Origin of the sequence: Vibrio caribbeanicus ATCC BAA-2122 (genome assembly GCF_000165125.1) — a bacterium.
GTDB lineage: Bacteria > Pseudomonadota > Gammaproteobacteria > Enterobacterales > Vibrionaceae > Vibrio > Vibrio caribbeanicus.
Genome location: NZ_AEIU01000068.1, coordinates 109,045 through 122,451, shown reverse-complemented (window position 1 = coordinate 122,451; position 13,407 = coordinate 109,045). Strand labels below are relative to the sequence as shown.

General features: G+C 39.3%; 13 protein-coding genes. 3 read left to right on the top strand and 10 right to left on the bottom strand.

Annotated features, from left to right (window positions below):
* Positions 1-82: 82 nt before the first annotated feature.
* From murB to pssA, 3 genes are all read left to right on the top strand, one after another.
* Entirely contained in the window at positions 83-1,126 is a 1,044-nt protein-coding gene (gene murB, locus RH40_RS08645) for a UDP-N-acetylmuramate dehydrogenase (protein ID WP_009601069.1), read from the top strand.
* Positions 1,126-2,088 (top strand): bifunctional biotin--[acetyl-CoA-carboxylase] ligase/biotin operon repressor BirA, encoded by a 963-nt coding sequence (gene birA, locus RH40_RS08640; protein ID WP_009601068.1) that lies wholly within the window; start codon positions 1,126-1,128, stop codon positions 2,086-2,088. The genes murB and birA overlap by 1 nt, the downstream gene beginning before the upstream one ends.
* Before the next feature lie 109 nt (positions 2,089-2,197).
* Positions 2,198-3,538 (top strand): CDP-diacylglycerol--serine O-phosphatidyltransferase, encoded by a 1,341-nt coding sequence (gene pssA, locus RH40_RS08635; protein WP_009601067.1) that lies wholly within the window; start codon positions 2,198-2,200, stop codon positions 3,536-3,538.
* Positions 3,539-3,584: 46 nt separating this feature from the next.
* Here pssA and RH40_RS08630 read toward each other — a convergent pair whose 3' ends face one another.
* The 10 genes from RH40_RS08630 to RH40_RS20045 form a co-directional block, all read right to left on the bottom strand.
* Positions 3,585-5,522, bottom strand: a complete 1,938-nt coding sequence (locus RH40_RS08630) for a polysaccharide biosynthesis protein (protein WP_009601066.1) — start codon at positions 5,520-5,522, stop codon at positions 3,585-3,587.
* A 23-nt stretch (positions 5,523-5,545) separates the two neighbouring features.
* Positions 5,546-5,920: a GtrA family protein gene (locus RH40_RS21230; RefSeq protein ID WP_009601065.1), complete on the bottom strand. Its 375-nt coding sequence runs from the start codon at positions 5,918-5,920 to the stop codon at positions 5,546-5,548.
* Positions 5,921-5,923: 3 nt separating this feature from the next.
* A complete protein-coding gene (locus tag RH40_RS08620; protein ID WP_009601064.1) occupies positions 5,924-7,255 on the bottom strand; it encodes a hypothetical protein in 1,332 nt (443 codons plus the stop codon).
* Positions 7,239-8,183 (bottom strand): glycosyltransferase family 2 protein, encoded by a 945-nt coding sequence (locus tag RH40_RS08615; protein WP_009601063.1) that lies wholly within the window; start codon positions 8,181-8,183, stop codon positions 7,239-7,241. Before RH40_RS08615 ends, RH40_RS08620 begins: the two co-directional genes overlap by 17 nt.
* Before the next feature lie 31 nt (positions 8,184-8,214).
* Positions 8,215-8,763: a sugar transferase gene (locus RH40_RS08610; RefSeq protein ID WP_009601062.1), complete on the bottom strand. Its 549-nt coding sequence runs from the start codon at positions 8,761-8,763 to the stop codon at positions 8,215-8,217.
* Positions 8,756-9,682, bottom strand: a complete 927-nt coding sequence (locus tag RH40_RS08605) for an NAD-dependent epimerase/dehydratase family protein (protein WP_009601061.1) — start codon at positions 9,680-9,682, stop codon at positions 8,756-8,758. The genes RH40_RS08610 and RH40_RS08605 overlap by 8 nt, the downstream gene beginning before the upstream one ends.
* 129 nt (positions 9,683-9,811) lie before the next feature.
* The gene (locus RH40_RS08600; RefSeq protein ID WP_009601059.1) at positions 9,812-10,807 is read right to left on the bottom strand and encodes a WaaS/CpsH family glycosyltransferase; all 996 of its coding nucleotides are present in this window, start codon (positions 10,805-10,807) and stop codon (positions 9,812-9,814) included.
* On the bottom strand, positions 10,797-11,330 hold the full coding sequence (locus RH40_RS08595) for a serine O-acetyltransferase (protein WP_009601058.1): 534 nt from the start codon (positions 11,328-11,330) through the stop codon (positions 10,797-10,799). The genes RH40_RS08600 and RH40_RS08595 overlap by 11 nt, the downstream gene beginning before the upstream one ends.
* The gene (locus RH40_RS08590) at positions 11,327-12,463 is read right to left on the bottom strand and encodes an O-antigen polymerase (RefSeq protein WP_009601057.1); all 1,137 of its coding nucleotides are present in this window, start codon (positions 12,461-12,463) and stop codon (positions 11,327-11,329) included. Before RH40_RS08590 ends, RH40_RS08595 begins: the two co-directional genes overlap by 4 nt.
* The gene (locus RH40_RS20045; protein WP_158091821.1) at positions 12,463-13,398 is read right to left on the bottom strand and encodes a glycosyltransferase family 2 protein; all 936 of its coding nucleotides are present in this window, start codon (positions 13,396-13,398) and stop codon (positions 12,463-12,465) included. Before RH40_RS20045 ends, RH40_RS08590 begins: the two co-directional genes overlap by 1 nt.
* Between the last annotated feature and the right edge of the window lie 9 nt (positions 13,399-13,407).

Sequence of the window (13,407 nt, the reverse complement as noted above, 5' to 3'; positions counted from 1 at the left end):
GCTTTAATTTTCACTGGGCTTATTATCACCAAACACCAATTTGAGGTAGAATGTACCTAAGTTAGATTACTCGATAAATCCGATGCAAATTCTCGCTCAAGCAGACCTTAGTCGCTCACATACTTTCTCTATCTCGCAAACCTGCTCTTACTTGGTTGAAGTTACAACCATTGAAGAAATAAAGCACGTCTACCAAAAACGAGAATGGTCGAAGCTACCTAAGCTGATTTTAGGAAAAGGTAGTAATGTACTATTTACCCAGCCCTTCCAAGGCATTGTCGTAGTAAATAATCTACTAGGTAAATCAGTCAATGAAACCGATGCACATTGGCTGCTACATATTGCTGGTGGTGAAGATTGGCCGGAGTTGGTGAAATGGAGTGTGGAACAAGGTTACTACGGATTGGAAAATCTCGCTCTCATCCCTGGATGTGCCGGCAGCGCACCTATCCAAAATATCGGAGCCTATGGGGTTGAACTGAAAGATATCTGTGAATACGTGGATATACTCTGCCTAGAAACCTTCAATACCAAGCGAATGAGCTCGGAAGAATGTCAATTTGGCTATCGTGATTCCATTTTTAAGAATGACCTGTATCAGAAGGTAATGATTGTAGCGATAGGCTTAAAGCTCCCAAAGCAGTGGTCAGCGAATATCGAATACGGCCCACTTCAATCTCTACAAAGTGAAGTAATCTCTGCACAGCAAATCTATGAGCGAGTCTGTAACATTCGAATGGAAAAGCTGCCAGACCCCAATAAGATCGGCAATGCTGGCAGTTTCTTTAAAAACCCAATCATCTCAAACCAGCTCTTCGAAGACCTGAGGAAACAGTTTCCCGACCTTGCAGCATACCCAACTGAAGATGGAGTGAAGGTCGCCGCAGGTTGGTTAATAGAGCAATGCCAATTGAAAGGCCATCAAATCGGCGGAGCCCAAGTCCACCCAAAACAGGCGTTGGTATTAATCAATAAAGACAATGCGACAGCAAACGATGTGATCAAATTAGCAGCAACAGTGCGCCAAAAAGTGTTAGAAAAATATCAAATAGCATTAGAGCATGAAGTGAGATTCATCGGCTCTCATACAGAAACCAATCTCGAGACACTAATAGAGAGCCAGTAATGAAAGAGTATTCCGTTAAACTTTCTATCTTGAAGACTTTATCACAAGGCGGATTTCACTCGGGAGAAGAACTTGGAGATAAACTTGGCATATCAAGAGCCGCGATCAGTAAACATATCAAAGGCATTCAAGGGTGGGGAGTAGATGTGTTTAGTGTGCAAGGAAAAGGCTACCAACTCGCAAAGCCTATACAATTGCTGGATCAAGGTGTGCTTCAAAATAACTTGGCTAACAACGTAGAACTGATACCTATTATTGACTCAACCAACCAATACCTACTTGATAGAGTCGATAGCCTAGAGTCTGGCTCAGTTTGCCTTGCGGAATACCAAGCCAAAGGCAGAGGTCGCCGTGGGCGAGAGTGGGTATCTCCTTTTGGCTCAAACCTATACCTATCAATGTTTTGGCGTTTGGATGCAGGTATAGCCGCAGCCTTGGGATTGAGCTTAGTCGTTGGAGTAGCAATCGTTGAAGCTCTTGAAGATATGGGACTGACGAGTGTAAAATTAAAATGGCCGAATGACCTTTATTATCAAGACAAAAAGCTCGCGGGTATTCTGGTCGAAATGTCTGGTCAAGCAGGAGCTGCCGCCAACATTGTCATAGGCATGGGGCTCAACTTGATGATGTCCGAAGCAACACAGGGAATTACCCAACCGTGGGCTAGTCTATTTGAAGTTGCAAAGAATCAAGAAATTGATAGAAACCAACTTGCAATTACCATGATAACCACTCTACACAGGACTTTAGATGAATATGAGCGTTATGGGATGTCGGGGTTTGTCGAGAAATGGAATCGATTGGACAATTTTATTAACCGTCCCGTAACGCTGCTTATAGGGTCTAAAGAGATTACTGGGATCGCCAGAGGCATCAATGAACAAGGCGCAGTGCTTTTAGAAACCGAGAATGGACTAGAAAGCTATATCGGCGGTGAAATAAGTCTTCGCTCTAGACAATAGATTGCTGGTTTGACGCCTAACTTTGTCGAACTAGGATCTCGAAACTAGGAACTGTTAATACATTTTGTTAATATCCTCGTCCATTAAAAGTAAAGGCAACACATCCAACATGATGACTAATAGGAATTTATTCGAACAACTTCCTACTTTGGCGCAAGATCCGGCACTATTCGAAACCTTGTATGCAGCCAAAGACTTTGGAACTCGCTTAATCGAAGCGATTCGTCAGGCAAGTAAACGAATCTACCTTGTTGCCCTTTACCTAGAGGATGATGAAGCTGGCCGAGAGGTCCTAACTGAACTCTATGAAGCAAAGCAGCGTAACCCAGGACTAGACATCAATGTCTGTGTCGACTGGCACCGAGCACAACGTGGACTAATTGGAGCCGAGCCAGGTGAAACCAATGCATCTATGTATAAAAGCTTTGCGGAGAAATACCAACACAAGATCCCTATCTACGGTATTCCTGTTCGCGGACGTGAAGTTTTCGGTGTACTACACCTGAAAGGTTTTGTTGTCGATGATCAGGTCATCTACAGCGGCGCCAGCTTAAACAACATCTACCTTAATTATAAAGATCGCTACCGCTTTGATCGCTACCATGTGCTGAACAACAAATCACTGGCTGATAGCATGGTGAGTTTTGTTCAAAATGAAATGGTCGCACACCCGGCAGTCAACGATCTTGCCTGCCCAAGCAAACCTGAAACAAAAGAGATTAAAGCGCAGATTCGTCAGCTACGTGCTTCACTAGCAAAATCAGCTTACCAGTTTGAGTCTCAGTATGTATCTCAAGATCAGGTTGCAGTGACACCCATAGTTGGGGTTGGTAAGAAGCGCAATAAACTCAATCAGGGCATCAACCAACTTTTAGCCGAAGCGAAGGATGAGATTTTCATCTGTACGCCCTATTTTAACTTCCCACGCAGTGTAGCTAAAGAAGTTAAAAAAGCGATAAAGCGTGGAGTGAAAGTGACTATCGTCGTAGGTGATAAAACTGCGAATGACTTTTATATTTCACCTGAAGAGGAATTTAAAACCATCGGTGGCCTTCCTTATTTGTATGAACGAAATCTGCGCCAGTTTGCCAAATCAAATGAGGCTAATATTGCTAGTCGTAAACTTTCTATCCATTTGTGGAAACACGAGGAAAATAGCTTTCATCTAAAGGGGATCTGGGTAGACAAACGCTACATGCTGATTACAGGTAATAACCTCAACCCAAGAGCGTGGAGTTTAGACTTGGAAAACGCTATCTTTATTCAGGATAACTTCAATCACCTGACACCTCAGTTTGAAAAAGAGGTGGAGAATATTCTTCAGCATACTCAGTTAATCTGTACTTATAGACAGCTGGAGAAGTTTGAAGACTACCCAGACGCAGTTCAGAAACTAATGCGTAAAATTACTCGAGTGAAAGCTGATAGGGTGTTGAAGCAGATTTTGTAAACATCAGAATACAAGAAGAGCTCCAAATATAGAGCTCTTCCTTTAACTAATGAACAATATCAACTTTCTCTTCTTTGGCATCATGGAGCTTTTGCCAAACTAAATCACCAATACCATCAGTTGGATTAAAGTCAGTCGGTGCCTCAAGCAGTAGCTCTCGAATCTTATCGTGCTCAAAGTTGTGGCAAGCTTTATCTAGACGACCAATAACCTCAATATATTCATCCAAAGGAAGAAAACGTTCATTTGCCGTCATGATTCTTGGGTGAGCCGTTTCACCAACATTATCTCCGATAAGCAACTCTTCAAATAGCTTTTCGCCTGGACGCAAACCAGAGAACTCTATGGAAATATCACCGTATGGATTATTGTCGTCTTTCAGTTCTAATCCTGATAACTGTATCAAATTAACCGCTAGGTCTGTGATTTTTACAGGTTCGCCCATATCGAGCACAAATACATCACCGCCTTTACCCATTGCCCCAGCCTGAATAACAAGCTGCGCAGCCTCAGGGATAGTCATAAAGTAACGAATGATATCTGGGTGTGTAACTGTAATTGGACCACCACTTGCGATCTGCTTTTTAAACAGTGGAATAACCGAGCCAGAGGAGCCTAATACGTTACCAAACCGAACCATACAAAAGCGAGTTCCATTGTCTTTAGCATTTTCCTGTTCAGCTAAAGCCTGTAGGCCTAATTCAGCCATACGTTTTGTCGTCCCCATGACATTCGTTGGTCTTACAGCTTTATCAGTAGAGACCAAAACAAACGATTCAACTCGAGCTTCAATTGCCGCTTTTGCGGTGTAATAAGTTCCAAACACATTGTTGCGAACACCCTCAACAACATTGTACTCGACTAGAGGTACATGCTTATAAGCAGCTGCGTGATAAACAGTTTGTACTTCGAAACTCTTCATCGTGATAGCGAGTCGATTTATTCGTTGTACAGAGCCCAGTAGTGGAACAATTTCTACATTTAAACATTCGCTTTCAATTAAGTTAGATAACTCACGATCGATTTGATACAAACCAAATTCAGAAAGCTCAAACAAGACCAAAGCCTTCGGCTTTTGTCTAACAATTTGACGGCAAAGTTCTGAGCCAATCGAGCCCCCGGCTCCAGTAACCATCACTACCTTTTCTTTTATATTTGCTTCCATTAAGGTTTGTTGTGGTGCGACTGAATCACGCCCCAGTAAGTCTTCTATTGCAACGTCTTTTAACTCATCTATTTGAGCTTTTCCTTCAACGATATCCTTCATATCTGGAACAGTTAGAACTTCAGCTGAAAGGTGGACTAAAGAGTCTAAGATTTCTTTGCGTCGAGCTCTAGAAGCACTAGGAACTGCGAGTAAAATTTGACTCACGGAGTGTTTAACAATTAGTTTTTCAGCCCTACCTACTCCCTTGACTTTCAGGCCCATAATAATAGTGTTGTCTAACGTTTTATCTTCATCGATAAAGCCAACCACCCTATGAGTCTCAGAAGAACGTAACGCTAGAGCTAGCTGTCTCCCTGCGGTACCTGCACCATAAATAATGACACATTTTTTACCTTTTCCGTTAGCTTGCGAAACTAAAACACGAACAACTAGCCTAGAACCACCACAAAGCAAGCACAAAAATGCACCGTAAATAATAGGAATAGAGCGAGGTATTGGTGCGTCCAGATAGAATGCCAGAACCGCAACAGACACAGCAGAGATAACAGTCCCTAAACTCACCACAGCCAATGCATGAAAAGTCAAGTACCTAAGAACCGCTCGATATAAACCTAGCTTTGTAAAAGCAACGATTGTAATTAGCAGAGTTCCAATTAGAACCCCCTGAACTACCTCTTTATCAAGCGGAATTACAGAGCCAATACGTGCCCAGTATGCGATATAGAAAGAAGAAATAATGAAGAGCGAGTCTATGGAAACACTAATCCAGCGCTTGTGGAAGCGAGACATCTCCCAAATATTATCTAGTTTAAACATAAACCTAACTACCAACTTGTCTATCAATTGGCCCTAGTTTCCGTTGTCTCTAAAACTAATTTAGAGACAACGAAAGTTATAGGAATGGTGACCACACTAACAACTATCGGGGCATAGCTCGCGTTTAAGTGCAACTTATCTACAAGCCAAAATAGCCCCGATGCCGAAAATAAATATTGTAGAATATAAACTGACGGAAATATAAGAAACTTTTTAATACTAAGGCCAGCTTTAAAAACAAACCTAGAATTAAAAATGTATGAGTAGACTATACCCAGAGCGTATGAAACAAAGTAACTTTGCTGATAAGTCAAAAAGTTTAACAATAACAGATAACAAAAGTAGGAAAAGAGCGTCCCACCTAAGCCAACAGCTATAAACTTAACAAACTTTTTCATGAGTTACTGAACATAGGGTAAAACACTACTTTGGCTCCGAACAAAAGCGGAGACAAACCCACACATTGCAACAAAACCAATACCACCTAACGCATAAAATAATTTTGCTCTAGAAGAGGCTGATTTATAGAAATACTCATAAAATAGCGGAGCTGTAATCATAAAGTATAGCAATATAGGCAACGTAAAGCGCAATTCAAGAGCAGAAGAAAGTGACACTGCCCCCCAAGATACCAATATGATCAAAGGTATGAACCTTAAGTTACCTAACCTATTGCTCATCAGGTTACAAACTGTAAATAGCAGCCCAATCCAAAGAAATGCAAATGCCATGATGGATGGCAAATATGGCACATATGGCTTGCTATATACATATGGTACTAGATAGTCAAAGTCAAAAGCCCCGATAAACTTTACGAAAAGTAGTTTTATACCATCGAAGAAATTGTAAAGATACCAAATAAGCCCTAGATCTGACTGAGAATTATCAATAAGTGCGGTTGATGGATAATAATTTTGCGGAGCTCCACCTCCTAACCAAGTGCCATACTTAATATACTGTATTCCCCATTTTATTTGTAATTCACCTAGTTCGATAACTGGAAGAAATGTATGTTTACCATAATGAATAGTATTTATTGCCATTTGAATAATAAGTGGCGATACAGCTAAAACTGACATACATGAAAATTGCAAGAAATGAATCTGTCTACGAATAGCAGCGTACGATATCAAACAAAACAATGGAACTAGCATCCAGACCGATGCAGGACGGATAACGATATTCACACATACAACAAAAGACATCCAGGCAAGGAGCTTAGAAACATCAATGTCAGTCTTTTCTAATTGATGTAACAGGCAAAACATCTGCGCATAAAACACTAATATCAAAGTCAAATACACGGAGTCTGTCAGCGTCAAGACCGAATATGGGATAGCAAAAACATTAAAACAGAGAAAGATATAACTGGTAATTGCAACGTTTCCGTTTATTCTCACCAAAGAATTATAGCAATACAAAATTGCCAGATAATATAGTACTAGCTGAATAAAGAATATAGAAAAGTGTAGCGGAACATTAATAAAAGAAGAAATTTCTACTACAATCGACAAAAACCATGGGTAGCCCCAAGTTCTTACTTGGTCATTAAAAGACTCGATTCCATTTAAATTTATATCTTTTGCCAATGACAAATAATAATTTGCATCACAACAAACAGGATGAGTAAGTGAATAGAAATAGAAGAACAAGCCGATCAAAATAAGGCCCAGCAAGCCAATATAAAAAACGTTTTTGTTCATATCAGCAGTATGTCTAATATTTGTTATCATTGCTAACCATTATCCTTATTATCGACTGAGGTCTTTGCTTTGTATTCTCATAAGCTCGCCAAGCATATTCACCAGCCAAACCTAGTCCAAATAGGTTTAACGCTCCGAAAAACATAACAAGTACTACTGTCGCTGAATAGCCAGGCTCTGTGATCAAACCGAAAAATCGGGAAAGCAAAACTAATACACCCAAGCATAGTGATACAAGAATACCTAAAACTCCCAGACGTAACAGTACCTTGATAGGCAAATCGGTAAAAGAAAAAACACTATCTAACATGTATTCAACTTTTTTCTTCATCGTCCAAGAAGAAACACCAAACTCTCGTCGACTTCTCGTATATGAGATTTCAATCCTATTAAAGCCTAACCAATAGATTAAAGCGACTAGTGATGTCCTAGACTCATTAAGACTAAGGATTTGTTTTCGGAACACACTGTTGCATCCAAAAACATCCACACCACTTTTAGGCATATCTGGCACTACGAATTTTCGGTAAAGCTTCCAGTAAACACTTGAAAACACTTTGGATAAGAATGGGTCAGAACGAGAATCACGAGTTCCTACCACAACATCACACTCACCTTGGGAAAGCTCTCTAAACATAGAAATAAATAAAGAAACGGGCTCTTGCAAATCAGCAGCCATTACACATGAGTATTCTCCGGTACAATGTGCTAAACCAGTGCGTACTGCAGCAAAAGAACCGAAGTTACGGGAGTGGCTAATTAATTTCGCAGGAAACTGAAGTGATTCTAGCTGCGCACTTAATATGTTAAAACTGTTATCTGGACTACCATCGACTACAAACACAACCTCGAGATCCCTATCTAGCTCGGTAGACATATGCTCGATGACTTTCAGCAACGCTGGTATAGATTCTTGGTTTTTATAAACAGGAATAACTAAGGAAAATTTCTTTTTCATAGTTTAATCGTCATAACCCATATTCAAAAAACTAACGAACTGCATCCCCAGCTCCTTTCCCAACGATTGTTTGCAAGATATATTTAAAGTAATTGGCCAAATTTAACGAATCAATCATCTCTTTATCAACCATTGCCAACCTTTCAGGCTCAGACATATCTATATTATTAACTTGTGCTAGACCTGTAATACCTGGCAAAACATTGTAGACGTCCAGTATATCACGTTCCTTTATTAACTCCACCTGATTAAACAAATTTGGCCTTGGACCAACAAGGCTCATCTCTCCTTTTAAAACGTTAATCAGTTGAGGAAGTTCATCAAGCTTTGTTTTCCGCAATACTAAGCCTAACTTAGTAATTTCCACATCTTTGGCAAGGTGGCTAGCTACAGAGGCCGTGTGTACAGGCATAGTCCTGAACTTGATTAAATTAAAAGGCTTCTTACTTTTACCGACTCTTTCTTGAACGAATATAGGGGCTCCAGTGTCAAAGTATCCCAATATCAAAACGATAAGCATGATAGGACTAAAGAGAAGCAAACCCAAAAAAGATGCAATGAAGTCAATAAGCCTAATCATTTGTATTCCTTAAAAATTTCATAGATTCGTCAATAGTATACGGGGGGGACCAGTTCAAGGTCTTTTGTGAGCATGCTCCATCCACTTCAAGGTCCCCAAACAGTTGATCATACGTTATTTTTTTTCCAATACAAGTCAGAAAGACTTTCATTAATTTCGGTGGGATCTTGGCTTGTATTAGAGATTTATTTAATCCTTTTGCCACTTTGTTGACAAAATCTTTGGTTGAAATCGGTTCTTGTTCGCATGCATGAAAAATATGGCCTGCGGCTTGTTCGTGAGTTAAGCAGCGCAGCAGTAGATCTGACAAGTTGTAAACCGAGATAAAACTGCGTCGATTATTGGCTAAACCAAAAGGCAAAATTGGAGAAAGATTGACTAACTTTACTAGCTTCTGAAAGTTACCAGGGGCATGCGCACCATACACTAAAGTGGGTCGAACAATAACTAACTCCATACTTCCTTTACTTGCCAGCTCCTGTAAAGCTCTTTCAGCTTTTAACTTTGATTTGGAGTAACAGTCATATGGAGCCGTTGAACTAAATCTATTCAAGGGGCCTTCTTTGGAGCATCGGCCCAATACGCCGATTGTACTGACGAAAACAAATCGTTTGACACCTTGCTTCTGCGCCTCTTGAGCAAGCCTAATAGTCCCAAGAAAATTCACCTCATCATAGTCAGCAGGCTTAGAATCCTTATTGTGAGCAAGTCCTGCTAAATGCAAAACAGAGTCAATGTTTCCAAACGCTCCCGTCCAATCTGTCGAACTATCTATGGATTCAACATAAAAGATGTCGCTTTCATCAGTTTCAATCGGATTAGATCTTAGATTTCTAGAAACAAGCCTAAATCTCGCAGCTCTGCTTTTTACAACTTCGCTACCTATGAAGCCTGACGCTCCAGTAATCAAAGTTTTCATAAAGTGTAATCGCCCTCTATTGACTCAAAAGAACAGTTTCTTGTTTCAGCCCCCTCCATACTAAAAAAACAAATTTCCGTATGAAAAGAAAACACGCACAAACCAGCAACAATTCTTGACACTTGAATATTACCATTCATTGTCGCATCCCATGATTGTTTTAGACCAACTTTCCAAGCTATATTTTTTTACCAAATCTTTATTTAATTCAACATATGGTTTTCTTATAAAGCTTTGTAATTCACCTATATTGCCATTTCGTAAAATAAAGATATTTTCTTCATTATAGAAATCATAATATTTAATATTTTCATTTGTAGTAATTAGTTTTTTTCCAGATGCCAAACACTCAAAAGTCCTCATGGTCAAACCTGACTGTGATGGATGTTGAATATCAAGAACCGCCTTAGAGCTATCAAAGATCTCTTTTATCTTGACTGCAGTGATAGGAGAAAAATTAATATACCTCTTGTCAAACTTGCTATATTTCTCAATCATTAAAATATTAATATAATGCTTAATTCTAGACTGAACATAAACGTAAAAACATAATGAGAGTTCTTCTTGTAAAGAAGATATTTTTTCAATACAGCTAAAACGACCCTTTCTTGCTGTACCGACGAAGCACACATCATATTTTAAGTCATCAACTATAACCTCTTGCCTATATTCATCCACATAAAACAGGGGTAATAATTGGAGTTTCTTGTGACATTCGGAATCGAAGGAGTCAAACGTATATGCTCGTGAGACCTGTTCAATAAGGCTTAAAGAGTACGGACTGTTCTTAATAGAATCCCAGTTATAATAAATTAATTCCGCACCTGAGAATCTGCACTTTATATATCTTAATATTTCTTCAGTAACATACTCACCTTTTACAATAATTATCTTGCTATAATTTTGATTTTCAACTTCTTTAATTTTTTCAGAAAGGCTTCTTGTAATATAACCTCTAAACAACGGTCTGAACAAACGAATCAGACCTTTAATAACTCCCTTATCAGAAGGAGTATCAATAATGAGGTCGACATCATATTCTAACTCCAAAAGCTTAGAGCAAATTCTTTCCTCATAACCAAAAAAGCGAGGACATATTAAAAGTACTTTTGTTTTACTCGTCATCACCCGAACCAATAATTGTCGCTTTTGATCCAATGACAGTTTTGCCATCGGGTATAGATTTAGTTACAACAGTATTGGCTCCTATCTTAACATTATTGCCAATAGAAATGCCCCCAAGCACTTTCGCTCCCGCGCCAATAGTTACATTATTACCAATTACAGGGCGCTTATCATCTGCGTTGGAAAAATCCAGGTTCTTAGCCCCAAGAGTAACCCCCTGAAATATGGTGCAATTATCACCAATTTCTCTGGCACCTATTACAGTGCCACTGGTATGCGGTAAGAATAATCCCCGGCCAATTTGACATTGCGAATTAACTTCTATACCAAATAGCATCACATTAATTATCGAAAAAATACGATTTATGATTGGTAAATTTGATGTTGATATTCTAACGAACAGTACTGGAAGCATCCTAGGAGAGATCATGGTAATCAATCGCTTAAACATGTTAGCCGAGTAATGCTCCCCCCTACTAAGCATTAGATAATTATCTATGTCACTAAGCACTAATTTTTTCATTTTCTATAACCAAATTGCGAATAAGCATACAGTAGCATTGTCATAGCTAACTGAAATAATGTAGGAAGTAAGAAGAACATATCATAGAAGATAGAGAATAATAAAATTTGGAAAAATACTGTGTAAGCGAAAATCCCCCATGGCCGTCCCCACATTGCAATTCGATAAGCCATACATGCAAACAGCTGAATAAGTGCTACCATGACAAAACCTCCAAGAATCCAAAAATCAGAAGCAAATCCAGCGTACACTGTCGATGTATTCAAGTTGTGGTCGACGAATAAAAAAAGGTCATTCCTCCCGGATATGTCGAAAAATTCTCGAACGATGGTAGGCAGCATGTTAGAAAAGCTATAATTAAATGTATATGTCGGCTCCAACGTTGGTAAGTTGTAAAACAAGTTTGATAAGCCGGCGGTGAGGTAGACATAAACCCAGAGAAAGCCTGAAGGTAAACTGGAGAAAATCTCTTTGTAGTCATCTTTCACTAGGTACTCAAACGGATTGGCATTTTGCCTCATATCTCCCAAAAAACCGAAACCAACAATAAACATCAACCCCAAAAGTAAAAGGGCTAGAAAATACTTAGGCTTTACTTTGATAAAGAACATGGCCACTACGGTGATCTGAACCAACGCACTAAGTAGTATACCTCGACCGAGCATCATTATTGGCCAAGCTAATAAAACTAGAATAAAGAAGAAGTATATCCTCTTCTTCTGAACTAAACCGAGATATGCTAGCGAAGTAACTAGTTGCAGGTAACATGCGTTCATCACACCATGAAATGAAGGAATCCCAAACTCTGTGTACAGTCGACCGGTACCGAAAATCACCCAAGTAAGGGGGACTCCCCTACCATGATAAATTTCTACTAGCGACCCTAAGAGCCAGAATATAAATAAAAATTTGGCATATTGCTTTACAACACCAAAATAGTCCTGCGTTATCTTTTTTCTCCGTCGCCCCAAAGTAGTAAACAAGTAAGCCACAAACATAGATACCAAATTGGCAGCGATCATAAACATGCCTTCCCAAGAAAATGGAAAGAGGTTTGTTGTCAATCCTAGGGCATAAAGCGTTAAAACTAGCCCCCAGGCAAAAAAGTATACAATGATTGGTGAAGTTAACATCATACGAACCTTTTAACCAAGCTTTTGACTTTAGGTATGAATACTCCTGCCGTTTTGAAAAACAATGGGTGAAGCGTCAATATTGAAATAATTCGCCATTGTACTTTTTTCGTCTTTGGAACATCTTCTGCAATTTTCCCAGCTACAAACTTAAATCGCATATAGTTCAATGAACTTAATTGACGAAAAAGTTCTCCGCAAAGATACCTATATCTTCCTTTACTGCACGCTTCTGACAATCTCTCGTCATTTGGATAATGTTGCTGTATCGTAGAAAGTGTCAATAAAGATTCATCCAATAACTCAAAAGTCCTCTCACTTGCACCTTTACCGTGCTTCCGGTATCTGCCAAGTAACTCAGGAATTTCTTTTACTTTACCTTTGTAAGCTGTTTCTATTGAGAAAATCCAATCCGAGACAACTGGAAACTTAGGATCAAAGCCATGTTCGGGACACGCTGAAGCCCTTACCATAATAGAGGATGCTCCTGGGATTCCTCCTTTTGCAATAATGTCATAAACATCATTAATTTGTTCTTTGACAGTTTGATTAGTAAGGAATAGGGTTTCGTTGGTCTGATGTAAAAAGACATCTACTGGGTGATAAGAAAGCACTACCTCTGGATCATCAAAAACTTTTACTTGTTTGGATATTTTCCCCGGAAGAAACAGATCATCACCACCCAAAATTGCAATCAGTTCTCCCTTACAAGCAAAAAGTGATGCGTTAGAGTTCCCGGTAATACCTAGGTTAGTTTGGTTCAATACAGGCACAATAATGTCTGGATATTTATCATAGTACTGTTTAATGATATTAGGAGTATTATCAGTTGAGGCATCATCAGCAACGACAATTTCTAAATTTGAGTAGTCCTGATTCAATACACTGTCTATAGTTTCCCCAATTAGGTCTTCTTGATTGTATGTAACAATCATAACAGAGAC